General features: G+C 67.3%; 24 protein-coding genes, 1 tRNA gene and 1 pseudogene. 15 read left to right on the top strand and 11 right to left on the bottom strand.

Features of this window, described 5'->3' with window-relative positions; all coding sequences use genetic code 11:
- The first annotated feature begins 84 nt into the window (after window positions 1-84).
- Window positions 85-570, top strand: coding sequence for a very short patch repair endonuclease (locus ACFY1J_RS24845; RefSeq protein WP_390731942.1), 486 nt, complete (start codon window positions 85-87; stop codon window positions 568-570).
- Window positions 571-683: 113 nt separating this feature from the next.
- Here ACFY1J_RS24845 and ACFY1J_RS24840 read toward each other — a convergent pair whose 3' ends face one another.
- Window positions 684-1,097: a helix-turn-helix domain-containing protein gene (locus ACFY1J_RS24840; RefSeq protein WP_390731941.1), complete on the bottom strand. Its 414-nt coding sequence runs from the start codon at window positions 1,095-1,097 to the stop codon at window positions 684-686.
- A 445-nt stretch (window positions 1,098-1,542) separates the two neighbouring features.
- Between ACFY1J_RS24840 and ACFY1J_RS24835 the strand changes: the two genes are divergently transcribed.
- From ACFY1J_RS24835 to ACFY1J_RS24820, 4 genes are all read left to right on the top strand, one after another.
- Window positions 1,543-2,583: a hypothetical protein gene (locus tag ACFY1J_RS24835; protein WP_390731940.1), complete on the top strand. Its 1,041-nt coding sequence runs from the start codon at window positions 1,543-1,545 to the stop codon at window positions 2,581-2,583.
- A gap of 241 nt (window positions 2,584-2,824) precedes the next feature.
- A complete protein-coding gene (locus tag ACFY1J_RS24830) occupies window positions 2,825-3,748 on the top strand; it encodes a hypothetical protein (protein ID WP_390731939.1) in 924 nt (307 codons plus the stop codon).
- Window positions 3,748-5,244 carry a hypothetical protein gene (locus ACFY1J_RS24825; protein ID WP_390731938.1) on the top strand — a complete coding sequence of 499 codons (1,497 nt, stop codon included), beginning with the start codon at window positions 3,748-3,750 and terminating at the stop codon, window positions 5,242-5,244. Before ACFY1J_RS24830 ends, ACFY1J_RS24825 begins: the two co-directional genes overlap by 1 nt.
- A 243-nt stretch (window positions 5,245-5,487) precedes the next feature.
- Window positions 5,488-5,563 (top strand) — tRNA-Arg (locus ACFY1J_RS24820).
- A 76-nt stretch (window positions 5,564-5,639) separates the two neighbouring features.
- On the opposite strand, the pseudogene ACFY1J_RS24815 reads toward ACFY1J_RS24820, so the two are convergent.
- The 5 genes and pseudogenes from ACFY1J_RS24815 to ACFY1J_RS24795 form a co-directional block, all read right to left on the bottom strand.
- Window positions 5,640-5,789 (bottom strand): annotated as a pseudogene (locus tag ACFY1J_RS24815) (site-specific integrase); the annotation flags it as partial.
- Window positions 5,790-6,250: 461 nt separating this feature from the next.
- A complete protein-coding gene (locus ACFY1J_RS24810) occupies window positions 6,251-8,257 on the bottom strand; it encodes a YncE family protein (RefSeq protein ID WP_390731937.1) in 2,007 nt (668 codons plus the stop codon).
- A gap of 361 nt (window positions 8,258-8,618) precedes the next feature.
- A complete protein-coding gene (locus tag ACFY1J_RS24805; RefSeq protein WP_390709821.1) occupies window positions 8,619-8,891 on the bottom strand; it encodes a hypothetical protein in 273 nt (90 codons plus the stop codon).
- Window positions 8,892-9,221: 330 nt separating this feature from the next.
- Window positions 9,222-9,413, bottom strand: a complete 192-nt coding sequence (locus ACFY1J_RS24800) for a KOW motif-containing protein (RefSeq protein ID WP_390709820.1) — start codon at window positions 9,411-9,413, stop codon at window positions 9,222-9,224.
- Between the two features lie 311 nt (window positions 9,414-9,724).
- A complete protein-coding gene (locus tag ACFY1J_RS24795) occupies window positions 9,725-10,822 on the bottom strand; it encodes a sugar ABC transporter substrate-binding protein (RefSeq protein ID WP_390709819.1) in 1,098 nt (365 codons plus the stop codon).
- Between the two features lie 724 nt (window positions 10,823-11,546).
- Between ACFY1J_RS24795 and ACFY1J_RS24790 the strand changes: the two genes are divergently transcribed.
- From ACFY1J_RS24790 to ACFY1J_RS24775, 4 genes are all read left to right on the top strand, one after another.
- The gene (locus ACFY1J_RS24790) at window positions 11,547-11,675 is read left to right on the top strand and encodes a hypothetical protein (RefSeq protein ID WP_390709818.1); all 129 of its coding nucleotides are present in this window, start codon (window positions 11,547-11,549) and stop codon (window positions 11,673-11,675) included.
- A 193-nt stretch (window positions 11,676-11,868) separates the two neighbouring features.
- Entirely contained in the window at window positions 11,869-12,477 is a 609-nt protein-coding gene (locus ACFY1J_RS24785; protein ID WP_390731936.1) for a hypothetical protein, read from the top strand.
- A 59-nt stretch (window positions 12,478-12,536) separates the two neighbouring features.
- The gene (locus tag ACFY1J_RS24780; RefSeq protein WP_390709816.1) at window positions 12,537-12,917 is read left to right on the top strand and encodes a hypothetical protein; all 381 of its coding nucleotides are present in this window, start codon (window positions 12,537-12,539) and stop codon (window positions 12,915-12,917) included.
- The gene (locus ACFY1J_RS24775) at window positions 12,914-13,162 is read left to right on the top strand and encodes a hypothetical protein (protein WP_390709815.1); all 249 of its coding nucleotides are present in this window, start codon (window positions 12,914-12,916) and stop codon (window positions 13,160-13,162) included. The genes ACFY1J_RS24780 and ACFY1J_RS24775 overlap by 4 nt, the downstream gene beginning before the upstream one ends.
- On the opposite strand, the gene ACFY1J_RS24770 is transcribed toward ACFY1J_RS24775, so the two are convergent.
- The gene (locus ACFY1J_RS24770) at window positions 13,152-14,651 is read right to left on the bottom strand and encodes a protein kinase (protein WP_390731935.1); all 1,500 of its coding nucleotides are present in this window, start codon (window positions 14,649-14,651) and stop codon (window positions 13,152-13,154) included. The two genes, ACFY1J_RS24775 and ACFY1J_RS24770, sit on opposite strands and share 11 nt — an antisense overlap.
- Before the next feature lie 166 nt (window positions 14,652-14,817).
- Window positions 14,818-15,357 (bottom strand): TetR/AcrR family transcriptional regulator, encoded by a 540-nt coding sequence (locus ACFY1J_RS24765; RefSeq protein WP_390709813.1) that lies wholly within the window; start codon window positions 15,355-15,357, stop codon window positions 14,818-14,820.
- A 218-nt stretch (window positions 15,358-15,575) separates the two neighbouring features.
- On the opposite strand from ACFY1J_RS24765, the gene ACFY1J_RS24760 reads away from it, so the two are divergent.
- The 3 genes from ACFY1J_RS24760 (at window position 15,576) to ACFY1J_RS24750 (ending at window position 19,470) form a co-directional block, all read left to right on the top strand.
- Window positions 15,576-16,973: an NAD(P)/FAD-dependent oxidoreductase gene (locus ACFY1J_RS24760; protein WP_390731934.1), complete on the top strand. Its 1,398-nt coding sequence runs from the start codon at window positions 15,576-15,578 to the stop codon at window positions 16,971-16,973.
- A gap of 259 nt (window positions 16,974-17,232) precedes the next feature.
- Window positions 17,233-17,499 (top strand): GlsB/YeaQ/YmgE family stress response membrane protein, encoded by a 267-nt coding sequence (locus tag ACFY1J_RS24755; RefSeq protein WP_390709811.1) that lies wholly within the window; start codon window positions 17,233-17,235, stop codon window positions 17,497-17,499.
- Window positions 17,500-17,859: 360 nt separating this feature from the next.
- Complete coding sequence (locus ACFY1J_RS24750) at window positions 17,860-19,470, top strand: serine/threonine-protein kinase (protein WP_390709810.1); 1,611 nt, start codon at window positions 17,860-17,862, stop codon at window positions 19,468-19,470.
- Between the two features lie 430 nt (window positions 19,471-19,900).
- Here ACFY1J_RS24750 and ACFY1J_RS24745 read toward each other — a convergent pair whose 3' ends face one another.
- From ACFY1J_RS24745 to ACFY1J_RS24735, 3 genes are all read right to left on the bottom strand, one after another.
- Window positions 19,901-20,341 carry a VOC family protein gene (locus ACFY1J_RS24745; RefSeq protein ID WP_390709809.1) on the bottom strand — a complete coding sequence of 147 codons (441 nt, stop codon included), beginning with the start codon at window positions 20,339-20,341 and terminating at the stop codon, window positions 19,901-19,903.
- Window positions 20,342-20,772: 431 nt separating this feature from the next.
- A complete protein-coding gene (locus ACFY1J_RS24740; protein WP_390709808.1) occupies window positions 20,773-21,114 on the bottom strand; it encodes a hypothetical protein in 342 nt (113 codons plus the stop codon).
- 244 nt (window positions 21,115-21,358) lie between these two features.
- Window positions 21,359-22,105, bottom strand: a complete 747-nt coding sequence (locus ACFY1J_RS24735; RefSeq protein WP_390709807.1) for a hypothetical protein — start codon at window positions 22,103-22,105, stop codon at window positions 21,359-21,361.
- Window positions 22,106-22,335: 230 nt separating this feature from the next.
- Between ACFY1J_RS24735 and ACFY1J_RS24730 the strand changes: the two genes are divergently transcribed.
- The 3 genes from ACFY1J_RS24730 (at window position 22,336) to ACFY1J_RS24720 (ending at window position 24,436) form a co-directional block, all read left to right on the top strand.
- Window positions 22,336-22,686 (top strand): hypothetical protein, encoded by a 351-nt coding sequence (locus ACFY1J_RS24730; protein WP_390731933.1) that lies wholly within the window; start codon window positions 22,336-22,338, stop codon window positions 22,684-22,686.
- A gap of 292 nt (window positions 22,687-22,978) precedes the next feature.
- Window positions 22,979-23,230 carry a hypothetical protein gene (locus ACFY1J_RS24725; protein ID WP_390709805.1) on the top strand — a complete coding sequence of 84 codons (252 nt, stop codon included), beginning with the start codon at window positions 22,979-22,981 and terminating at the stop codon, window positions 23,228-23,230.
- 12 nt (window positions 23,231-23,242) lie between these two features.
- Complete coding sequence (locus ACFY1J_RS24720; RefSeq protein ID WP_390709804.1) at window positions 23,243-24,436, top strand: SPFH domain-containing protein; 1,194 nt, start codon at window positions 23,243-23,245, stop codon at window positions 24,434-24,436.
- The last annotated feature ends 16 nt before the right edge of the window (window positions 24,437-24,452 follow it).

Below are 24,452 nucleotides of genomic sequence, written 5' to 3'. Positions count from 1 at the left end.
CCCTCCGTCGAAGAGCGAGCCAAGTCCATCTCGCGCACGGTGCAGGCTGGTGACGAATTCAGCAGTGCAGGAGTTGGCGCATGCATGAGAGATGGAGTGCGCCGTGCGGGAGTGCCTGCGCCAAGGGACGCGAACGCACGGCGCCTGATGCTGGCGCAAGGTAGCCGGGACACCGCACCTGAGATGGCGTTGCGGCGGGCGCTGCACGGACTGGGTTTCCGTTACCGCGTGGACCTGCCGCTTCCGGGCATGCGCCGTCGACGTTCGGACCTGACCTTCGCCAGATGGCGGACCGTGGTATTCGTCCAGGGCTGTTTCTGGCACGCGTGTCCCCAGCACCTGCACGCTCCGGTGCACAACGGGGAGTGGTGGCGGGAGAAGCTCGAGCACAACGTCCGCCGGGACGCGGACACCGATGCCCACCTCGTCCGCCTCGGGTGGGTGCCCTTACGGATCTGGGAGCACGAGACCGTCGACGGAGCCGTGGGCAAGGTGCTGAAGGCTCTCGCCCACCGGGGGCATCCGCGGGCGCTGCGAATCTTGAGTGAGGCCGAACCGACAAGCAGGTAGGCGCCGGGTATGGCCGCACTGGCGGCCGTCACCCAGTGATCGGCGCCTACCAGGGGTGCGTGGCCCCAGTCGAGACCGACTGGGGCCACGACCGGCGACCAGCGTCCGCGGACCTAGAGCGAGGCCCCGCCGCGGGAGCGCCCCTCCTGGCCGGTGATTTTGCGGCTCGGCCCGGAAGCTTCTCCATCTGGTGCGACACGATCGTCTGGATGACCCGGTTCGGGGATCTTCCACTGCGTGTGGTCGGGCCAGAGCAAGATGCCCAGCGCACCCTCGAGGTCCACGACCGTCAGCATGTCGGGCCAGACGGTGCCGTTGAGCACGTTGGTGATGACCTGTCGGTTGACACCGCTCATCTTCGCGAGGGCATTGGCGCTGATTCCCCGCTCCGCCATCGCCTCAGCGAGCTTGCGGGCTATTGCCTGCGCGACGAGAGCGCCTCGATGCGGCTCCATCATTGCGTGCGGCCAGTCGCCGTCGATGACGAAACTGCTCGGCTTCTTGGCACGTCTGATTCCTCCAGGCACCGCACAAGTGTGACCGAGACACACCCCGGATGCGCCTCAAGCCCTCACATGCTACTTGTATAGCAAGTAACGGAGTGTGATTTCTCGGGAAGACGCGCATGGAGCCGAACAGCGAACGGTGCAACGATCCGCTCGGGATGCCCCTGGGGCCCCTGCTGTGCAAAAGCCTCCGCAGGACCGCCACGGGGCGACTCACATGACTTGCCGACGCAACCGGGCAACCACCACGCCCAGCCCTAGTCAGGCCACCTACCTGCGGGATTCACGCCTCGCGATGCGCGTTCGCTGTCACGTCAGCCACCAGGGGGCCACTCCTGGGTCAACCCCCGTGCCGGGATTGCGAGTTGCCCTGCACTGCAATGTGGTCAATTCCTCTGCATCACTGCACCGCCCTGCCCTACGCTGCCCAGGCGCCCGTCTGTGCGCAGAGGCCACAGGAGGGGCAATGCCGAGTCAGCGATCAACAGCGACGACCGCACCATTGCGGGAATTGCCCACGTACCGGGTGGTCGCGTCGGAACAGATCGCCATCGCCTACACGATCGGCGTCCTGCCGCAGCCGTTCTCGGTGCACGACGTCAAGGCGAAGCTCGGTCTGGATGCTGGGCGCATCGGACTCACGATGGCCTTCTTCAAGTACTGCGGGCTCGTCACGAACGCTCAAGGCAGGGGCATGTACCTCGCCACCCTCTCGGCAACTCGGGTAGCGGAGGCATGGGCGAAGGACGTCGAGCTCGGCAAGGCGGCACTGCGCAGGGCATTGAATCAGACATGGTTCACCAAGTGCGCGCGGAACAGGCTGGCCCAGGGCCCTGGACTGCGTGACGGAGTACACGCCCGCTTCATGAGGCTCGCCGGGGACAGCCCAACGCACCGCCAGTCGGTCGACAAGCTCATGGAGCTGATGATCCTTTCTGGCCTCCTGATCGAGGAGCCCGACGGTTTCGTGCGCTGGCATGAAGACGCGGCACCCCGCTCTCCTGGGGAATCATCCGGCCGCCGGCCGGGCGATGACGAACCAGGACGCGAAGGCACCTCGCGAAGCGACAGCTCGTCGCACGCTCGCGGCGAGAAGCACGCTCAAGCAGAGGAACCTCCTGGCGAACAGGGCGACGACACGGAGCAGGCCCAGACTTCCCCCAGCGCCGGGGATGCGGACGACGACGACGCTGTCCCCGTTTACGACGACGACCCGGCCCAGCTCCTGACCGACCCGCTCTGGCTCAAGTACGTGCGCTACATGACACCGGACGAAGCCGCGAAATTGCATGAACAACTCCACGGTGTCCTGAGCATCCTCGCCGACGCACGCGCTTGCGCCCGGGCCGACACGGGTGCTCCGACAGTCGAACTCGATCAACCCCTGCATCTGTCGGACCTCGGGCGAGTGAGCTTGAAGACCTGGCTCGCCGTCTACGCGTCCAGCAGGGAGATGTCCGCATTCATCCCGTCGATGAGGAGCCGCCAGTCGACGCCCCAGTCATGAGTTCGGGTCCGGAGATGCGCTTCCCGGCCAAAGGATCACGCCTCTCCGGACCCTGCACCGTCACCCCGTAAGCCTCATCGCGGCGCCAACCGCGAGAAAGGGGGCTTTGGCGTGCCCTCACACAGAGCGAGAGCCACCAGCCACGGTAGCGCGCCAGCGCGCCGTGCCCCATGCGTTTCGATGATTCCCCAGCTCACACCCACGCACCATCGAAGTCGATTCGGCCCCCGAGGAGGCGGTCGTGCGTAGCGTCACCCTGCGGGCGGCCCTACGCCAGGCCGCCCGGCAGTGGCAGGAGAAGGTCGCGCGCGGGACACTCAGCGCGCAGACGGCGGACTCCTACATCACCAACTCGGAAAGGCTTCTGCGGTTCACTCTGGCGCTCGGCCTCGAACGCCTCGATGACGTCACCGACACCCTTGCCCAAGCCTTCATTGACGCGCCCGGGCACGACCGTCAAGGCCGGTTGGTCCCCTGCCCAGCGGACAGTACCCGCCGGGTTCGCCGCTCGTCGGTCGACGCCTTGTTCGCGGAGGCCCGGAGACTGGGACTGACCACCCGAGCACCGCTCTTGGACCTCCCTCCGATTCCGCGATCGCAACCGCGGCCCACCGGCACCCTGACCGACACCGACGTCGACCGACTCCGCTTCTACGCCGAGCGAGGGATGCCGCAAACCAGGCACGCCGCCGTACTCGGGCTGCTCCTGTCCGGTCTCCACACCGGCGAAATCGGCCTGACCGCCACTACCGATCTGGATCTCGACAACTCCCGGGTCTGGGCGGTGGGCGCTGCCCGGATCACCGCCCGTTATTGCCCGCTCGAGGATCCGTGGAGCCGGGAGGTCCTCCGCCTGCGCGTCGAGTATGTCCAGCACCAGGCGAGCTGCGACCGCCCCGAAACGCTCACCACGAACGGTCTCGCCCCCGCAAACCAACTGCAGTCCAGTGTGTGCACGGCCTTCGGCGAGGTCGTACGCGCCAGCGGAATCGCCCCGGAAGGCCGGTCCGCCACACCGCGGGACGTCTCCAGCTGGCTCGCTGCGAAGATCCACTCGGAAACCGGTCAGATCGCGGATGTCGCGCTGCGCCTCGGGCTCTCCTCGCTGGACCGCGCCGCAAAACTCGCCGGCTACGAATGGCAACCATCAGGGAAGGAGGCCTGATGGGGACGCCGAAACGACGCCCCGCCGTCTCCAAGCCCAAGCCCAGGACCAAGAAGAAGCCGGACTACGTCATGGGCCCGACGCCCAAGGACGTCTTCAGCTTCAGCCGCCCCGAACCTCCCGGCCCTTCCGCCCGGCCCCTCCCCGCGCTGGAACGTCTGGAACTCCTCGTCGCCAACCCTGACCTGTACGACGTAGCAGACAAGGTCTACCCCGGACGCGCTCCAGGAACGCCAGGCCGTCGCCCCGCGTACTCCCCGTTCGTCTACCTAATCCTTCTCGCCTCCATCTCGATCTTCGACACCGCCGAGATGGCCTGTGCCAACTTTCAGCACGAGCACATGTGGAAGATCGTCCGCGAGGGCGTCCGACAGCACCGCGGCGACGCCGCAGCCGACGGCCTGCCCGAGAGGGGTCCTCAGCGCCATCACTGGCACGACTTCAGGCCCAAGATGCTCGACGCGCTACAGGACCTTCGAGAAGCCAGCCGAGACGCCTGGATCAACCGGGCCCTCGCGCAGGGAATGCTCGCCAAGAAGCGGCGAGGCACCCTGGTCCGCCCCCACCGCAGCCAAGTCATCACCGGCGACGGAACAGTCGTACGGCCCGCCTCGGACCAGATCGAAGAATTCACCATCGACGAGAGGACCGGGGTACCGCGGCGCCACCGGGTCGATCCGGACGCCACCATCCAATTGGAGGGCGGCGACCGAGAAATCTACGGCAACAAACTCGTCTCATTCTCCGTCCGCGACGAATGCTCGCCGCACAGCCGAATCATTCTCAACACGGACACCGCTCGGCACCAATCCAAGGAATTGGATCCGGACCGTCAGGAAGAAGCCAGAGTGGCCGTCCGTCTCGCCATGGAGATTCGCACACGCGCCCCCGGTAACCACACATTGGTCTACGACAAAGCCTGGCGCGGAATGCACCGATCTCAGCTGATCAGAGCGGGATTCCTGGTGTTCACGCGTCAGTACGACGGACTCAGACCCCAGCCTCTGAAGAAGTATCGCTATGAAGCCACCGGCTGCACCCACGACGTGTACGCGGCCGAAGGACGCGCTTGCGAGCGCCTGATCACCGTGGAAGGGAAAACTCTATACACGCCGATCCCCGTTCGGGAGATCGAATACAGAAATGGAGGAGATAGCCGCTTTTATCACGTCCTGGAGGTGCACTGTCGAAACGGTCCCCACATCGAAAGAATTCCGGTGTACGAAACCCAGGAAGATAGATCGCTGGATCCAAGGACGAAGCGCATGAGGTTCAACAGGACCGAGCACCTCCGAATCATTCCGCCAGGCACCGAAGCCGGAGAACGCCTCATCGGGTTCCGCCAGGACAGCGAATCCGGATTCTCCACCCTGGATGAGACACACCGCCTCCGACGGATCCCCGCGTACGGAGCCGACGGCGCTCTGCTCATCTACATCGGGTACGCCTGGGCCAAGAACTCCGTGGCCCTCGGCATCACCCGCCGGACACGGTAGCCACGAAGCCGGTCGGTGCACTTCACCGCACGACACGCTCCGCCGGCCGATACCGGGAGCTCGGCACGCAGGGGCGGCGGGGCCACACAACAGCAGGGCACGACGCCTCGGTGCGCTGCCGCAACCGCTAGACTGTGCGCGGTGCACCACTCTGGTGGGGCGCCCTGTGGATGTCTGGGGCCCTCAGGGGTCGGGATTCGTCCGATGTGGGCGGATTTCCAACACCTTTGCCCACACATCCCCGCCTTCGTAGCTCAGGGGATAGAGCACCGCTCTCCTAAAGCGGGTGTCGCAGGTTCGAATCCTGCCGGGGGCACCAGGTCAAAGGCCCCTCACCTACGAATTTTCGTAGGTGAGGGGCCTTTGACATCCACGGTTGACATCAACGGGGGCGGTCACTGACGACCGGGGCGCCTCCGCAGCAGGCGGTCCATGTGGCTCATGGCCTCGCGCTGGGTGTCCTGCACAACGTGCGTGTACACGTCCATGGTGATGCTGATCTGGGAGTGCCCGAGGATCTCCATCACGACGCGGGGCGCGACTCCGGGACAAGCTGCGTGAGTGGGAGGACTACTACAACTACCATCGCCAAGGCCCGCGCACGGCGCGGGCGCGCGTCGCCTCTGCGGCGCGGCCTGCCTCCTGTCTTCGCCCCGGCTGGCCGCGCCCGGCGGCGCGCTGCGTGCATGCGGGCGAAGGTGGGAACCCCTCTGTGGCTGAGGTGGTCGGCTCCACGGCTTTAGCCTCGCGCCCGATGCCCCCTCGCCCGGCTGGTCAGCCGTCGCGTTGCGCTGCCCTCGGACATCCGATCCAGCCCGACCGCCACTTTCCTCTGCCGCTCGAGATCCGAGTGCTGATACATCAGCGCGGCCCGCTCCGAGGAGTGGCCGGCGCGCGCCATCGTGTCCTTGAGCGTGACACTCGGCTCTATCGCATCCTCTGAGGAAGATGTATGCCAAGGCCCGGCGCGTCATCGGACGCGCCGGGCCTTGGGGGGCGGGCGGCCTCAGCTGGTGAAGGTGAAGTACTTCCAGGAGCCGTGCGTGGTCGAGTTCACGGTGTCGTTCGAGGAGTTGTTGATGTAGGACGACCGCACGCGCATCGAGTAGCCGGTCTGGTGTGTGCCGCCCAGTTCCACCACCGACTTGCCCGTGGAGTCGAGCTTGAAGTACTGGGACCCCGCCGACCGCCAGGCGCCGTCGTAGTAGATCTGGAACTGCAGCCTCTGCGAGCGGCCGGGGTAGGCCGTCATCGTGGTCGTGAGGAGCGGATTGGTCGTCTTCCGGAAGTAGTACTTGGTGTGCCCGTTGACCGTGGCCGTCTTGTAGTAGCGGCTCAGGCTCAGCGACACCTTGACCTTCGCGCCCACCCAGCTCGTGGCCGTCTTCGGGGCGGTCCGCGCGTCGCCGGAGAAGGACGCGCTCACCGTGGTGTCGCGCTTCAGGGGCAAGGTGACCGACAGGTTGCCCTCGCTGTTGACCGTGCCGGTCTTGACCAGGTACTTGCCCTTGCCGTCGCCCGCGGTGTCCGCGTAGAGCGAGAGCGTCCGGTTCTTGTACGTCGTGCCGAGGTGGGCGGTGAACGTCACGTTACTGGCGTAGGCGTAGATGTTGCCGTTCTTGTTCACGGTCAGGGTCGGGGAGTTCCGGGAGACCTCGACCGTGTCCGAGGCGGAGGCAGCCGTGCGATCGGCGCCGCCGGCATAGGAGACCTTGTACGTGACCTTGCCGCCCGCGGGCGGGATGTCGGTGAAGGAGAAGGTCCCGTCCGTCTTCACCGTCGCGGCCGGGAGCGCCTTGCCGTTCGGGGACTCCAGGTCCGTCCGGATCACCGCGACGGTGGTCCCCGCGGGCAGCCCGAGCGTGTTCGTGACCTTGCCGGAGACGGTCAGCGACTTGGCACGGTCGGCGGTCGCCGGGGCGTTCGCCGTGACGGTGGTGACGGCCTTGCCGGGGTCGGTGACGACGCGCAGGCTGTACCTGCTGGAGAGACCGTGTGTGACCGCGAAGAGCCGGCTGCTGTCGGGCGCGAAAGCGAGGTCGCCGTGGTCGAGCAGGGTCTCCTGGGCGACTCCATTCTGGTAGTCGGTGAAGTTGGCGGTCCGCCTCGGGGCCGTGCTACCCGGCTTGTAGATGGACACATGGGGGAGGTCGAAGGAGGCGTAAGTGTCGGTGCCCACCGCGACGAGGCCATCCGGCGCGACATCCACCGACCGTTGTTCCCAGTAGCTGCTCGGATACCTGATGGTCTCTGACAGGTCCGAGGTCCGAAAGACCTGCTGGAAGTCGCCTGCTGTGGTGGCCACCACGAGCTCTGTGCCGTCCGGGGTGAGCGCCAGGTCCTCCGCGGTGTTGCCGATGGCGGCGTCCTGCCCGCCGAGGAACGCGGTCCGGCCGGCCGTGCCGGACGACACGTCATAGATGCCGAGGGTGAAGTAGTACTGGCGCGAGCCGGCCGCCAGGGTGTCGGGAGCGCCGGGTACCGAGTCCAGCAGGGGAGCGTCCTTCCACGTTCCCTCGGACTCCTGGGCGAGCGAAACCTGCGGCTGCCCGCCGGACAGGTCGAGAGAGCCGATGTTGCCGTGACCGACGCTGCCATAGCCGAACCAGAGTTTGCCGCCCGCGAGCGCCAGGTGCTGCGGATCTGTGCCGTCACCCGTCGCGTACCGCCCGGCCTCGGTGAGCGTCGCCGTGTCGATGGCCACGATCCCATCGGCTCCCGGCACGGCGACGTAGACCGTTGCCGAGTCGGCGGAAAGCTCCAGGCCGTCAGCCTGCGGCAGCGAGGTGATCGTCCCGATGACGGTGCCGTTGTAGTCGGTGGCAACGACCTTGCCTCCCGACGGGTCACTGATGAAGACCCGCTGGTGAACGCCGTCCACAATAATGTCGCCGCTGGACGTGATGGGCAGCGCGGCGCTGCTGTCGGCGACGGCAGGGCCCGCGGCCGACCCGATCAGGGCGACAGAACTGAGAGCGACCGCGAGCGCCGTCACGGCCGAAATGCTGCGCACACGCACAGTGATGCAACCCCCACTAGGAAGACAAGACTGCCCACAAGACCCCTGGAGCCCCTTCAGGGTTGTACGGCACAACTGCGCAAGTCTCCGCAGTTGCCACTGCATGCCGCCCAGGAGCCGAGCACCTTCTATGGCAGGCGCGCACTCGGTATGGCTCGGTCCAACGGTGGTGAGTGTCCAACTGCGTGACAACGCTGGCGAACAGCCCCAGACAAGCGCGGACGGCGGCGGACCATCGCAGCAGGTCAGCGACACACTCGCCCCTACTTAAGCCCCCTTCGGGTTGCTTCGAGACGAAGAGGCCGCTCGGTTACGGTGCCGGCCGCCGCGCAAGGAAGACGAACTCCCGGCCCGGTCAATCGGGCGCATCGCGAACGTCCTCGACCACGTAGCCCCGCGCGACCAGGTCCGCCTCGACCTCCTCCCGCTCACGAAAGCGCAGCGTCGAATCCGAGGTCAGCACCTGTCCATCCGCAGCGAAGACACCTGTCCCGCTGCCGATATCGAGCACCCGGCGCGCCTCGAACTCCTCCACGACCCTGACGTACGCATCGAGATCGCTGCGATCGGGGTCGAGCGGGTCGTAGATCGCGGCCAGCCGTGGGTGTCCGAAGCACTCGTCAGACACGCGGCCGACGATACCCAGGGACGGCACTCAACGGCTGCTGAATTACAGCGGTGCCCAGCAGTATGGCAGGAGAGTGCCCCGGGTCCCGACCGCAGTACAGCAGGAAAGTACAGCAACCACCACGACCGCAGCCGACCGTCAATGTTTCCAAACACCCACGTGATCTGCCGAGCCGACCTCAACGACCGTCCCGCCCACGTGCCAGAACCTGCGGGGACTCACGGGGAACAATGGGGAATCAACGACGCACAGCCAATGTCCGCGACCCAGTTACGCCGCAGGTCAGTACGGAAGTAGTGCCCACTAGACCCAAGCTTCCCAAGCTGAGGTTCAGGAGCCGGGCGCCTTCTCCACTGCGTCGAGTGGGACGTCGATGCGGGTGTCGTCTCCGAGGATCTGGACTATCAGCTCCACTCGGTTCCGCTCCCGATCGACGGCACGGACGGGGCCCGTGCTCTGAGCGAACGGGCCATCAGTCACCAGCACCATGTCCCCTGGCTGTAGCTCTGAAGTGGTCGGCATGCTTGCTCCCAAGTGGTGGCAGTGGCCTTGCGTCAATGTTGGACGTCCAGCACACCACGGCGCCGGCGTTGCCCACAGACCGTCTCAGTTCCCGTCTCATTCAGCCTCGTTCGCGGCCGTTCAAGGGAGACTTGGAGCCGTCATCACGCGGAGATCTGGCCGCCCATGAACGCAGGTGAACGGCCCTGCACAGAGCCCGCGGCAGTACCAACACAGTTGGAAAACGTGTTGGTGGTCGGGACGCGGGCTGTGTGCCGGCCACACAACGGCATCAGCCCTGTGCCAGAGCCGAAGTCCGTGCAGTCGCAACGTCACTGTGAGGGATACACAGTCGTGGCCACCAGTGTCTGTGTTGGGACGTGCTCGCCGGCCCGCAAGCGCAGCAACAGGTCGACGGCAGCTTCCGCGATACGCCGGGGATCTTGCACGATGGTCGCCCGGAAGGGCGTGGCTCCTGACTTGATGGTCGCAAGGGCGTCCGGTGTCCCGTCTACGCCGAGGATGAACAGTCCGGCGTGCTGGTAGCCCCGTGCCTCGTGCTCCTTAACCGCGTCCACGGCTCCCAGGGCCATTTCGTCGTTGGTGCAGTAGATGGCGTCCAGCGACTCCCCGCGTCGCTGAAGGTGGCGCAGATGCTGGTCAACAACGTCGCGAGCGCACTCCCGGGAGAAGTTCCCCTGCACGTTGATGTCCAGTCGGGAGGGCGACACCATGTCACGAATCTTGGCCGCGAAGGCGAGGTGCCGGCCGACCTGTGCTTCACCAGCCACGACGAGTATGGAGGGCCGGTTCTTCCCGGCTTCCCGCAGCTCCTGGCCAACCCACTGTGATGCGCGCTCACCGATCTCGTCCGCGTCACAGCCGACGAATACGGTGTTGGGAGGATAGTCCTGTACCTGCGGGAAGGGCCGGATGTCGACGAACACGATCGGCAGGCCGGTCATGGTGCTGGTATCAGCCAGTTCTCGTCGGATGGTCTCCGGGCGGGAGCAGACAATGAGGCCACCAACAAATGACCACCTCTTCTTCCGAATAGCGTTCAGCTCCCGCACCTGGCTCTGACCGCTGTAATCGTGCCGCGGCAGTTTGACGATGAGGTCTATGCCGTGGTGGTCAAGGGAGCGGACTGCGGAGTCCAACAACCCGGCGAGCCAGCGGGTCTGCGCAAACGCTGAGATCAGGATGAAGGCTTGAGGGCCGGACCGGGTGAGACGACGGGTCAGCAGAAAGGCGGCCGGAAAGGACGTCGCAGCGATTGCCACGAACAACCAAGCGGGAACGGAGGCACCGGCGCACGAGCGGGTCAGCGCCGCGATCGCGCTTCCGCCAGCCGCCAGGATGATGCCGCTCGCCAGCGAGATCCCCAGATCGGAGAGCAGGGCCCGTTGTATGCCTCGTCTTTCACTCAAGCGCTGCCCCTCTGATCTTGGCACCCTGCACCAGTAGCCAAGCACTGTGGCCTACGGACGTGACGCATGTGTCTGGTAGTACCGCACGGAGACCCCGCCCCGGTGAAGGGCGCACATGGGGAGCGTAGAGGGCGCGGAGATGGCATCAAGGGTCGTACGTAGAAGCCCGCCCTCAAGCCACCGAGAGCTCAGCTGTAGCACCGGCCCAGCTGCGGTACAGCAACGAAGTACAGCAACCCTACAAGCCGGCATCGCCCAACACCGGCCCTCACTGGCCTCCCGGCAGCCTATATGACCACCAATAACCGTATTCTGCAGAGCTACGGATCAGAAGGTTCTCGAACCGGCCGCCAAGGCGGAGGCCACGGTGCCTCACGCAAGGTCCCCAGCTCGGATATTTGCAGGCTTCTCCGAGCGCGATCATGGAACTCGGCCCGCCAGCTCGGTAGCTTCTGAAGGCCTCTGCCCAAGATGGCGGGTTCCCAGCCAACTGCCCACGAGCAAGCCACTCAAGGTGCCAAACACACCTGTTGAGTGTCTGCACCGCTTCTGCAGTCTCGGCGTTGGTCAGGAGGCTCAGGGCCTCCACTGAGGCCGCCCGACGGCCTTCTGCGGTCGCTGCCTGCTCCAGTTCCGCATCCGTCGGTTGAAGGGGTGCCGGGTGATCAACGAGACCGCGGTAGGCAGCAAGCCGCTGGTACCGAGTGGCGCACTCCTTCACGGCATGGCTGTACTCGCTGTACGCCTGGAGGAGATGGCCATCCCAGCGGGTCTCCTGCTGCCTGCGCCAGCGGCTGCGCTCGGCGAGCGCCCCAACCAGATAGGACATCAGGCCACCGACTACAACTCCTAACAGCGTCGGTAGTTGTCCAACAATCCCACTCATATGCCCCCCAGCCCTGAGACGTCTCAGGGCTACATACCCACCCTGGAGCCACCACCGTCAGGCCTGGTCGCCGCGCTGGTCCTGCTCTGGCGCTCCTGCCGCCGTTCGCTGTACACGGCAGCGGTTCCGTCACTCTCTCCTCTCGGACGGTAAGCCGAACATGGCCAATGACCCACAACGCGATTCCAGCGCGAAGCCGAAGCGCAGCCTGCCCGAGCTGGACCCGACACTCCGCGCTGTGGCGGCCGCGTCAACAGGTGGAAGCCTCGTCGTCTGGTGGCCCGCTTTCACCCTGGGCGCATACAACGCCGTCTTCTTCGATGCCGTACTCGGTCTCTGGGCCGTAGCCACCGCCGTACTTCTCTCAGGGGTGATTCTGCGCAGGCGGGGTGCGGTCCCCTTGGGAGGCTGGCTCGCTCTGGCGCTGCCCTCGGTCTGGGTCCTTCTGGCCATCCTGGCCCCGACGACCCACGGTCCCCCCTACCTCCACTACTTCGAGGTAGTCCTCACCGTGGTGGGTGCTCCGATGCTGGCCTGGCTGTTGTCGAAGATCCTGGTCCCCGACTACGCAGAACTCCCTCTCTTTCACCGGTTGGGAGCAGCCGGTGTCACCATCGCCCTCGGCGTCCTGGCCTTCCTGCTCGGCAAGTTCAATTACCTGTTCCTCACCTGCGCCGACTTCGACCTGAGCGGCAACAACACGCCTCCGCGTTGTGCCCACGGAGCGCCGTTCCATCGCCAGCGAGACGGACTGAGCGGCAGACAGTGACGAATTGCCCACTCCCTGCATGGGTGATCCAGTGAAATGCAGGTGAGAGGAGCCCGGCGATGAACCTTGATCCAAGCGTTGAGGACATCGAGCGGTTCGTGGCGGAGGCCCCTGAAGCGCCCGTGGTGATGCTCAATCTGCTCCGGTTCAGCGAGGGTGGTGCCGAGACGTACGCCGACTATCTGCGGCACGCCCAGCCTTTCGCCGAAGCCGCGGGTGTGAAGATCCTCTACTACGGCGTGGGGAGCACGCCGCTCGTGGGCGACTCCGCACAGGGATGGGATGCGGTGGCGATCGTCTCCTACCCCAGCCGTAGGGCCTTCGCCGGCATGGTGGGTCAGCCGGGATACCCCATCGAACTGCGCGGTCGAGACCGTGCTCCAACCGACCATCGATGCATCGTCGATGTATCGGACCGCACAACCCCGGCGGACGCGTGAACTCATCGATCGTGTCGCTGTCGGCAGTGGTCGTTCAGGTAGGGCTTTGCCTCGAGCGGCGGGCCCCCTGCCGGATTGCTGCCATCAACGCCGAGGAATGCGGCTCCTACCGCGACGCCTCGGCCTGTGCACCGACTGCGGCCTTCGAGGCCGCGTCGCGTTCGGCGAGCCCTGCGGCCCGGGTGAAGATCATCTCGGCCCACATGCTGACCTCTGGGCCTGCCGCCGACCCCGTCATGCCCTGAGGTTTCGGGTCAACGTGCCCGTGAGCCGGCGGCCAGGCGGCGTCACGCCGGCTGACGGCCCTTCCGGCGCTGCCCGCCTGTCCCCGGCCCGGCGCCGCACGAGTTCGACGGCCTCCCACGACACCGTGGCAATGGCGACCAGCGTCAGCAGCAGGTAGAAGACGACGAGCTTGTGCAGGTCGTCGAGGAAGTACCAGATCGATGCGGTGGCACTGAACCAGAAGGCGACCAGTGGGCCGGAGCCATGCTCCTGGCTGCGTGCCGCGCTGACGAGGCAGCAAGCGGCGGCCAATGCCAGCAAGGCAGCGATGGCGGCGTACGAGCCGACCCACCCGACCTCAGCGCGTCGCAGTTCCGAGTTGACCGCCACAGCCTCGGCCACCGGCCCCCAGCCGACCACGCACGACAGGCGTGTCGACCACGGCAGCGTCAGCAAGCCCAACACGCCCGTCGCGATGGCGACCCGGCCGAAGTGGGCGGTGTCCACGAGTTGGCTGTGTGCGCACAGCAGCGACAGCAGGCATCCGAGCAGGGCCAGAGCGTTGTCCGCGGAAGGGCGCAGTGCGATACGGAACTTGTCCCGGGGAGCGGTTCGGCCGCCGGTTCGCGTCGCCGGAGGCCCGGGCGTGGTGGCCTGGACCGTCGGCATGGAGGTCTGTGTCAGGGCGTCGGCGAGGGCTGCGCGCATCTGCCCGGCATCGGCGAACCGTTCCTTCGGTTCCTTGCTGAGGGCGCGCAGGATCACCGCCTCCACCGCCGGTGGTATCTGCGGTCTCAGCCGGGAGGCCGGCTTGGGCGCGGCGAACAGGTGCTGATGCATGACGGCGAAGGGCGATTCGCCACGGAACGGGGTCTGCCCGGTCAGCAGTTCGTGCAGCAGACACCCCATCGCGTACAGATCGGCCCGATGGTCGATCTCCGCCCCGTTGATCTGCTCGGGAGAAAGGTAAGCGGGAGTGCCAATCGCCGCACCACTGCCTGTGATGCGGGTGGCGGCCTCGGTGAACGCCTTGGCGATGCCGAAGTCGAGGACCTTCACGGTGTCGGGTCCGGTGAGCATGATGTTCGAGGGCTTGATGTCTCTGTGCACGATGCCGCGCTCGTGGCTGTGCCGCAGCGCGTCCAGTACCGCGCAGGCCACGTTGATCGCCTCGGCGACGGGGAGTGGGCCGCCGTGCAGGGCCTCGGCGAGCGTGACGCCCTGCACGTACTCCATGACCAGGTAGGGCCGCGGGCCATCCGGGTGCGTCTCCTCGCCGACGTCGTGGATGGTGGCCACCGCCGGATGGTTCAGCGCGGCGGCCGCGTGAGCCTCGCGCCGGAAACGGGCTCGCGACTGCGGATCGTGGGCCAACTCCGAGGAGAGCAGCTTGACTGCGACGGTGCGGCGCAGTTGCCGGTCCACTCCCCGATGGACCGTTCCCATGCCACCCTGCCCGAGCTTCTCGGCCAGCTCGTATCGGCCGCTGAGGACCATTTCCCGCCCCACCCACGCCTCCCGTGAATCAGAAACCCGGCGCAGCTTACGGCGCGACCTCGGCGGACCCCTCGCCACCGCTGTAGCCCGGCGGGTCGCGGAGCATGCGCGCGAGCGCACCGCCGAGCTCACGTGACCAGTAGGCCAGGGCCCCGGACCCGGTGGTTCCGGGCGATGGTCAGGCGGTCGCGCCGTGCAGCAGGATCGCGTTGATGAAGTCCGGGGCTTGGCGGGCGCCCATGTGGCCTTCGAGTGTCAGCTCCCATGCGGTCTCGGCCAGGCCGCAGAACGTCGAGGCCAGCCAGGTGGCCGGCATGTCGCCCCGCAGCAGCCCCGAGTTCTGGCCGCGTTCCATGAGCTTGACGGTCCGGATGAAGATCGCCTTGGCCCGCGTGCTGGCCTCGGGCAGACCCGAGACATCGGGCTCGATGTAGACCAGGTTCCACAGTTGGGCGAACGGCGTGTACTCGGCGACCAGCGCGACCAGCACCTGCTCCATGGGCGCGGCGTCCGCCTCGGCCTGGGCCAGGACCCGGTCGCAGTCGCCCAGGATCTTCTCGGCCATCGCCTGCACCAGGAGCTTACGGGTGGGGAACAGGCGGACCAGGGTCGCCCGGCTGATGCCCGCGCGTGCGGCGATGACCTGCATGGACGCCGCCCGGTCCTTGGCAAGAACCGGGATGGCCGAGTCCAGCACCTCTGCCGCGTCGGTACGCATCGTCGCACCAATCTCCAATGCCTCTATTGACACACTGATGTTTCAATTGCATGCTCTGCAGTATCAGCCTCATTGTACTGAGGCGGTCCCCGACCGGATCGGGGGCGTCGCTGGAGCCTGCTCGGCTTCTTCGCCTACGGGCAGAGCATCGAACGCAACGGAGCGTTCATCGGCATGCCCGCAAGAGCCCGTGTCAGATCGCAGATCGGTTGATAGCCATGACGATGCACCGCCGGCGTTTCCTGCAGAGGGCGGGCCTGGGCCTGCCCAGCCTCGCCGCTCTCACCTCCCTGTCCGCCTGCAAGGTCAGCCCGGCCGAGGCGAACACGTCGGCTTCGTCCGGCAGTGAAGGGGTGATCGTCGTCGGTGCCGGGATCAGCGGTCTTGCCGCAGCCCGCCACCTGGCCGACCAGGGTGAGGAGGTGGTGGTCCTCGAAGCGCGCAACCGGATCGGCGGCCGCATATGGACCAGCGACAAGTGGGCCGGCGTGCCGCTCGACCTCGGCGCCTCATGGATCCACGGCATCGACAACAATCCGATCGCCACGCTGGCCACGAAGGCCAAAGCACGGACGGTCGTCACCGACCCCGACAGCTCCACCGACTACCTTCCCGACGGCAGCGAGGTCGACGACGCCCACGAAAAGGCGATGGAGGGCTGGCAGAGCAAAATGGAGGACGCTCTCGCTGCGTACCAGGACAACGCAGACAAGGACACGTCGGTACGCAGCGTGGTGGAGCGCGCCTTGCACTGGTCCTCACTGTCCGACGACGACAAGGTCCTGGCTTCCTTCGGGCTGAACGACTACGAACACGAGTACTCGGGCAGCGTGGGCCAGATGTCGGCGCTGTATTTCGACAGCGGTGCGGATATCAAGGGCAAGGACGTGCTGTTCCCTGGCGGCTACCGCCGGATCACCGATCTGCTCGCGCGGGGGCTGTCCATCCGGACCGGGCACGTCGTCAAGCACATCGACTGGAACTCCAGCGGCGTGACGGTCGGCACCAACAAGGGCACATTCCATGGCGGTCATGTGGTGGTGACGCTGCCGCTGGGCGTGCTGCAGAGCGGCGCGGTCACGTTCGGCCCCGGCCTGCCCGCGTCCAAGCGCAACGCCATCGCCCAGCTCGGCATGGGCGTGCTCAACAAGTGCTACCTCCGCTTCCCCCGGGTGTTCTGGCCGGACACCGACTGGATGACCTACATGCCGGAGCTGGGCAAGTACGGACAGTGGGAGCAATGGATCAACATCACCCGTCCCACCGGCCAGCCGGTACTGCTCGGCTTCAACGCCGCCGACTTCGGCCGCACGATCGAAGGCTGGAGCGACACCCAGATCGTCAACAGCGCCATGGGAACGCTGAGAACCATCTTCGGCAGTGACATCCCCACCCCTGTCGACTGCCAGATCACCCGCTGGGCGTCCGACCCGTATGCGCGCGGCTCGTACTCGTACAACAAGATCGGCTCCACACCGGCCATGCGCGACCATCTCGCCGCCGCCGTGGACGACCGTGTGCACTTCGCCGGCGAGGCGACGCACCGCGCCTCCTATCAGACCGTTCACGGCGCCTACCTGTCGGGAATTCGCGCCGCGAAGGAAATCGCGGACTGAAAGAGCCGGGCTTGGGCGGCCCCCTCGCCTTCTGCATCCTCCGACGGCCAGCCCAGCCCCGAGAGAAGCGGCTATGGCCTGATCCTCTACCAGGTCGTCCGAGAGCTGCAGACACTCTTGCCATCCGGTCCGGCGCCTGCCCTGCCTGCCCTGCCTGCTGCATGCAAGAGAAGCCTGGACCAAGCACTACTGGCTTGCGTAAGCAAGCGAACCAAGTGTCGGCCTCGGGCGCACCCGACCCGACGGAAGGAAGAACACCGTGGGCATCATCAGCTGGATCATCCTCGGCCTGCTCGCCGGAGCCATCGCCAAGACGCTGCTGCCCGGCCGCAGCCCGGGCGGGCTGATCGGCACCACTCTCATCGGCGTCGCGGGCGCCTTCGTAGGCGGCTGGCTCTCCGCCCGCTTCCTCGACCGCCCGGTGGAGAAGGACTTCTTCGACCCGTACACCTGGGGCGCCGCGGTCGCCGGTTCCCTGGTGCTGCTCATCGGTCACCGCACCGTGTTCGGCACCTCCCGCGAATAACCCCGCTTGCGGTACGGCTCGCCGAAAACCGTCTTCGTCTCGGCAGGCATTCCGCATCTGGCCGTCCCGGCGCCTCCTCGCTCAGCGACACATTGCCCCCGGGGCAGCGACAAACCGGTGGTCGTCCCTCTCGCCCCGCCGTCAGCCCGTGCGCCTGTTCTACCGGCACGCTGCCGCTGGGTCGGCGCATGCCAGCCGCCAGCAGCGCCGTCGGCCGTTCGGCGAGGGCGGCGACCCCGTTCATCAGCCGCACCCGGCCGAGCAGGTCGGCGACCAACCCGGGGTGTCCTGGGCCGCCCCGGCCACCGCACCCACTCCACTCCGCCCCAGTCCCAACCGCTCGACCCGCTGGGAGCCAGCATGACCGCACAGCCCTTCGGCGCTCTGTCGCCCTCGCCCTTCGAGGCACTGTCCCCGGACGATCCCCGCAAGATCGGCGGCTACCGCCTCTGCGCGCGGCTCGGCGTGGGCGGCATGGGCCGGGTCTACTTGGCCTACACCGTCGGCGGGCGCCCGGTTGCGCTCAAGGTGGTCCGGCCAGAACTCGCCGAGGATCCGGGGTTCCGGTACCGCTTCGCCCAGGAGGTCGCCAACGCCCGGCGTATCCACGGCCTCTACACCGCCCAGGTGGTCGACGCGGGCGCCGACGCCACCACCCCCTGGCTCGCCACCACCTTCGTGCCCGGCCCCTCCCTCCAGCAGGTCGTCCACCGTCACGGCCCGCTGCCCGAGCGGACCGTACTGCTGCTCGTCGCCGGCATCGCCGAGGCCCTGCAGGCGATCCACGCCGCGGGCGTCGTCCACCGCGACCTCAAGCCCGGCAACGTTCTCGTCGCCGCCGACGGCCCCCGCGTCATCGACTTCGGCATCGCCCGCGCTGCCGACGCCCACCCCCTCACCGGCACTGGCCTGCGCATCGGCTCGCCGGGCTTCATGGCCCCCGAACAAGCCCTCGGACTGCCCGCAAGCCCGGCCACCGATGTCTTCGCCATGGGCGCCCTGATCGCCTACATAGGCTCCGGCACCGCCCCCTTCGGTGACGGACCCGACTCCGCCTCCCTCTACCGGGCGATACACGAGGAGCCCGACCTCTCCCACCTTCCCTACGGGCTGCACGAGCTGGTCCGGCTCTGCCTGGCCAAAAGCCCCGAGGACCGGCCGGACACAGCCTGGCTGATCGAGGCCGCCCGCAGCCACCCCGCCACCGGCGGCGAACTCCGCTTCTCCGACGGCTGGCTGCCTCAGCAGGTCAGCAACGAGATCCACCGCCACACCGACCTACCGACCACACCTCCCCCGCCCGCCACGATCCTCGACCCGGTTCGGTCCGCGGCCGACGCCCCGGCCGCATCCGTCCTCCCCGCCCCGGCGCCCCACCAGCAGCAGCCAGCGCCCGCCACACGCAGAGCCGCGGCCACCGCGCTCCTGACGACCATCGCCTTCATCACCGGTGCCGCAACGGCCTATTTCCTGCTCCATTCCCCATACTTCGACGACCGCGTCGAGCAGAACGTCGCCGCCACCGGCAGCGTCCCCCCGTCGCCTGCCTCCACCCCCACCCCGTCCTCCTCCACGCACCCGCAACCGACCACAGTCTCCGGCTACACCGCCGTCTACATGAACCGCGAACTCACCTCCCCTGACTCCGACTACGAGTTCGATCTCAAGGCTGGGAAGGTGACCCAGGACAACTCCACCTGGTACCTGGGCCGTGAGGACGGCGAGTACTACATCCCCGATGACAGCGCCGCCTACATCCCGCCAGCCGGGTCCCTCACGCTCACCGACTGCCTCAAGGGCATCGGCACCCAGCCCGCCTCCACCCTGTCCTTCACCACGCTGCGCGCCGGCCGCAGCTTCTGCGTCCGCTACCCGGGCGGCCAGGACATCGCCCTTATCCGCACGCTCACCGATGGTTCGAACGACGGCCCGGTCAAGGTCTCCCTCACCTACTACCGCCACTCCGCCTGACCCGACACCAACCCCACCCAGTCGCCACGCACCCTGGCAAGTTCCCAGCCAGAACACGAGCGGCCCGCACCCCCGAGCGGGCCTGGCTGCCAGGCCCGCACCCCCGAGCGGGCCTGGCAGCGCACGTCGATGCCCGGCGAAGTAAGCAGGAAAGCCAGAAGAAGGACGGGACCGAACGTGATCAGCGCCACCCAGCTCCAGAAGAACAGGGCAAGGAAGCGACACGCGGGTCAGTCGGCCAGGTCGCGGGGCTCGACGTTCCGGGTCACGTTCACGGAGCCAGGCTGCACTCGGCAACCGGACAGCGACATGAGCTCAACTACTCATCGGGGCCTCACCAGCTACTCGTACCCGGATCATTGCGCACGTCACTGACAGCTGCGTAGTCCAAAAGGGCGGCCGGACTGACCCGGAGGCCGACCGAAACTTCTCAGCGCAGTTGCTCGGCCAGTCCGACGATGATGCCCTCCGGGCCGCGGAGGTAGCAGAGCAGATAGCTGTCCTCGAACCGGGCGATCTCGCCGACGAGTTCGGCGCCGTGAGGGCGCAGGCGGGCAACGGTGTCCTCGATGTCGTCGACGGCGAACATGACGCGGTGCGTGCCCAGAATGTTGTGCGGCCGGTTGCGCGGCCCGGCGCTGATCGCCGCGGGGCTGCGGTACTTCGCCAGCTCGAGCCGGCTGTGACCGTCTGGGGTCCGGACCATCGCGATGTCACAGCGGACGCCGTCGAGTCCGGTGCACTGGTCGGCGAAGAGGCCCTCGACCTCCGCCCTGCCCTCCAGCTCCATACCGAGTTCCACGAAGAACGCGATGGCGGCATCCATGTCCTCGACGACGATGCCGACGTTGTCCATCCGCAGAATCGCCATGCCGGTTTCTCCTTCTTCCTCGTGCGGCCGGTGGTGGCCACTGATGTCCCCGGGACGGAGCCGGTGGCACGTTCTCGACATCCGCAGACCTCCGAACTCCGAAAAATCTGGATGGCGTCGTGTTGGCCGGGGAATGAGGGGGGTGGGGTCTGTGGCCTGCACCATAGTCCCGAGGTGGCTCCCGGGGACCTTTGTGCCCACCCCCTTGACCGCGGGGAGTTGCGGTACAGCAGTGATGTACCGCAACCAGCAGCGCCCCACACGGGCCTCCACGGCTGACACCAACGACGCCGGACAGAGGCGTACACCAGCATCTCTGTCCGGCCGTCCCACCAATCAACGACAGCAGCCGGAGCGGGCTCGGACCGAACTCCTGACGCGGGGGATTCGGCGGCCGCAGGTCACGGCCGCCGATGATCAGTTGTGGCGGATCAGACGGGGATCCAGTCAGGCCACTGGGGCGGGACGTTACTCACTGGGCAAAGGCCGGAGTCGCCGGGATAGCCGTCCAGCGTCCCCCGGGTCGCGAAGAACCACCATGCCGGCCCCACCGTCGCGACAACCACCAGCAGCGTCGGCAGTGAGAGGCGGACCGCCGTCGGCGCGCGAAGCACCAGCCGGCGGCCGATGGCCCACGCAACGAGCCCGACGAGTGCTTCGGCTCCCACGACCAGAGGGAGCAAGAAGTTGAGTTCGAAGCGTCCGCCGGCGTCGTAACCCGCGTCGCAATACGCGCGCGCCCAGACGGTCAGCGACCAGGCGACGCCGCCCATAGCAGCTCCGAACAATGCGGAGACCGCCCAGGGGAGACAGGAGCTGGAGCTCGGCTTGGCTGTGTCCACGACACAGCACGACATCAAACACGGCGTGCACGGTTCCGCGATGAGCAAGTGAGTGTCCGAGTGCGTGTCCGAGTGCGTGACAACGCCGGCCGACAGAGGCGGACAACCACGCCCGCACGAGTCGCTTCGGGACCAAGCGGTCGTGGGTTCGAACCCCCGCCACCCGACGCGGTTCTCAGCTGTACCTGGCGATGACCTGCCCGACGACAGAGAAGCGCTGCTCACACTCCGGGCAAGTCGCCTCACCGAAGGCATAAGTCAGGGCACGCGCGACTTCCTCATGGCCGTCGGCCAGGGCAAGGTCGTGGATGCGCCGACCGAGACCTTCCAGGGCACGGGGATCGACCGGATGGAGAGGGAAGGTCTCGACGTCGTCGGAGAGGGCATAGTCCTCCGCTGCACTGAAGAAGCCCCGCTCTCCGAAAATCACCCACAGCGACGCGCACCCGTCGGGATCGGGGCACTCGAGCTCGTATTCCTGGCCGACGACGCCACAGATCAAGTCCTCCGCCCAGTCAATGTCGCCTTCCAGGTTCAGGACCGCCTCAACCAGACAGCAGTAGTCGTTCCGGTCGGCGGTGACCTGCCGCCACCGGTTTGCTGCGCCCAGTAGGGATGCGACTTCCGGCGCGTACTGGTGTCGCAGGTTCCGCGTCTCGTACCGCTGGTCGGCCTGGACGAGAAGAGCGCCGGCCAGGTGGAGGGCCGAAGCTGCCGTGTCGGCTTCGTCGGCCTGCGCCATGTCGGCCAGCGTGTGCAGCACCAGCGGATGGGCGACATCCAGAGAGCCGTTGTGGTAGAGCTCCGTCCAGAGGTCGCTCCAGGCCTGACTGTCCCGGCCCGTGGCGGCACGTTCCAGCAGGGCCCTCAGGCGGTCGGAATCGGCGTCGTCCGCGCGGGGAGCAGGAGAACTCGTCGTCATCTCCGGTATCCAAGCAGACTGCCGCAAGCGCACTCGATGTGCTTCCGGTGTCCTGCGCGCACGGGCGCCGCAACGGGTCCCCCGGACAGAGGCCCCGCGTCGTGACCTTTCCTACGTCTCGTGTCGCCGTGGAGGGCCACAGTGTGGGGCCTCGGCGCTGAGCCGGGAGTTCCGGATTGCACGCCGTGCCCGGCCAGGGACGGTGAGCGCGAACGTGAGGTGATGGATTCATGTCTGTTTCCCGTACGACGGTCCGCCTGATCGCCAACTTGGTGGCTTCGGGGGCCCTCGTCGGCGCGGCCGCCGTGCCGGCCCTGGCTTCCGGAGCCGACCGCGACCACGACCGCGACAGCGACAGCGACAGCGACAGCGGCAGGAGTTACTCACACAGCCGCGGGATCGAGCACGACCACGACGGTCGCTTCGACGACCGGCGGCACCAGGACTGGGACCGCGGCTGGCGCTGGGACCGGAACCGCGGTTGGGGCCAAGGACGGAACCGCGGTTGGGACCAGGGTCGGCACTACGGCTGGTACAGCGACCGGCGCCACGATCACTACCGCTATTTCGGCAACCGCTAGCCCCACCTCGGAGGCCGGTCGCAGCACCTTCTGCCGCCCTTCGTCGTAGTCGGCACAACCGCCACCCCGGCCGGAGGGCCGAAGACCGCGAGGAACGGTCTTCGGCCCTCCGGCCATGTGGCGCGTCGTGCGGTCGTTGCCCGGGCGTGGGTCTTGCCCATCAGTGCCGAGCATCGCCGCCGCCCGCCCGTCCGTCCCGGTGGCTCGGTCCGAGTCCCCCCGCCCGTTGGGTCCCGGCCGGACTGGGTCTATCGTCGGAATCAAGGGGCCAGGAGGAGGAGGACGGCCGGTGATGCCGCAGGACGAGGCCGTGATCGGCTGCACGGGGAAGGTACTCATCGGAACTCGCGGTTCCACAGGCCCCGGCGAAGTCCTGGTGCGCGTCAGAGGCGGTTCCGAGACGTTTCTCGCCTGGTCGGAGGAGCCCCTGCCCGTGGGCACGACGGTGCTCGTGATCGAATCACGGGGATGCCGCGAGGTCGGCGTCATCGAGTGGGTGGATCCATTGGACGCGCTCGGCGGGGATGCCGCCGAGGCCGGCTGAGGAGTAACAGGAATGTTCGGATACCGCGTACCCGCTCCCGACGAGGCGATGTTGATCTCGGGGGGCAGGCGGGGACTGGGGGGCGCGCCGTTCCGAGTGGTCACGGGGCACGGGAAGTTCGTGCTGCCGGTGTTCCGGAAGGTCCGGTTCCTCACCCTGTCCATGTGTGAGTCCGAGGTCACCGAGACCTGTGTGACCAGGCAGGGCATCGCGCTGCACGTCCGCGCGGTCATCGCCTTCAAGGTCGGCAACGACCACGAGAGCATCATCAACGCCGGTCAGCGGTTCCTGTCCGACCAGGAGCAGATGTCCGTGCTCACCGGCCGGATCTTCGCCGGTCACCTGCGGGCCATCATCGGCTCGATGACGGTCGAGGAGATCGTCACCGAGCGGCAGAAGCTCGCCGCGGAGGTGCTGGACACGTCGAAGACGGAGATGGCGAAGATCGGGCTGATCGTCGACTCGCTGCAGATCCAGTCGATCGACGACGGTGACACCGGCTACATCGACGCGATGTCCGCGCCGCACAAGGCGGCCATCCAGCGGCAGGCCCAGATCGCCCAGGCGCAGGCCACCCAGGCCTCGGTCGAGGCGGAGCAGGTGGCGGCCCGCAACCAGGCCGAGTACGCCCGGCAGACCGCCATCGTCAAGGCGGAGTACTCGGCCGAGGTGGACCGCGCCCAGGCGCAGGCCGCGCAGGCCGGACCGCTGGCGCAGGCGCACGCCCAGCAGGAGGTGCTCGCCGCCCAGACGGAGCTGGCCCAGCGCCAGGCCAAGCTGCGCCAGCAGCAGCTGGTCGCCGAAGTCGTGAAGCCCGCCGAGGCCGAGGCCGAGCGGGTCAGGATCCTCGCGGCCGCCGAGGCGCAGCGGATGAAGATCCAGGCAGAGGCGGCGGCGTCGTACGACCGGGTCGCGCTCGACCGGATGCTGATCGACCAGCTCCCGCAGATCGTCAAGGAGGCCGCCGGCGGCCTCGCGGGCGCCAACGTCAACGTCCTCAACGGTGCGGACGGCCTCGGCGAGATCGCCGCCGGTCTGGTGTCCCAGGGCCTGACGATCCTCGACTCGGTCCGACAGAACCTGAACGGCCAGGACACCGACGGACGGCGGACCGAGGAGGAGCGCGAGGGCAGCGGCAGCGGCCTGCTCCAGCTGCCCACCAACAAGGGGAGGAAGTCGAACGACGGTCCGGTGGACGTCGACTAGGGCGGCGACCAGGGGC

Origin of the sequence: Streptomyces sp. NPDC001406, from assembly GCF_042895285.1 — a bacterium.
Taxonomy (GTDB): Bacteria; Actinomycetota; Actinomycetes; order Streptomycetales; family Streptomycetaceae; genus Streptomyces.
This window is presented reverse-complemented; position numbering and strand designations above follow the sequence as displayed.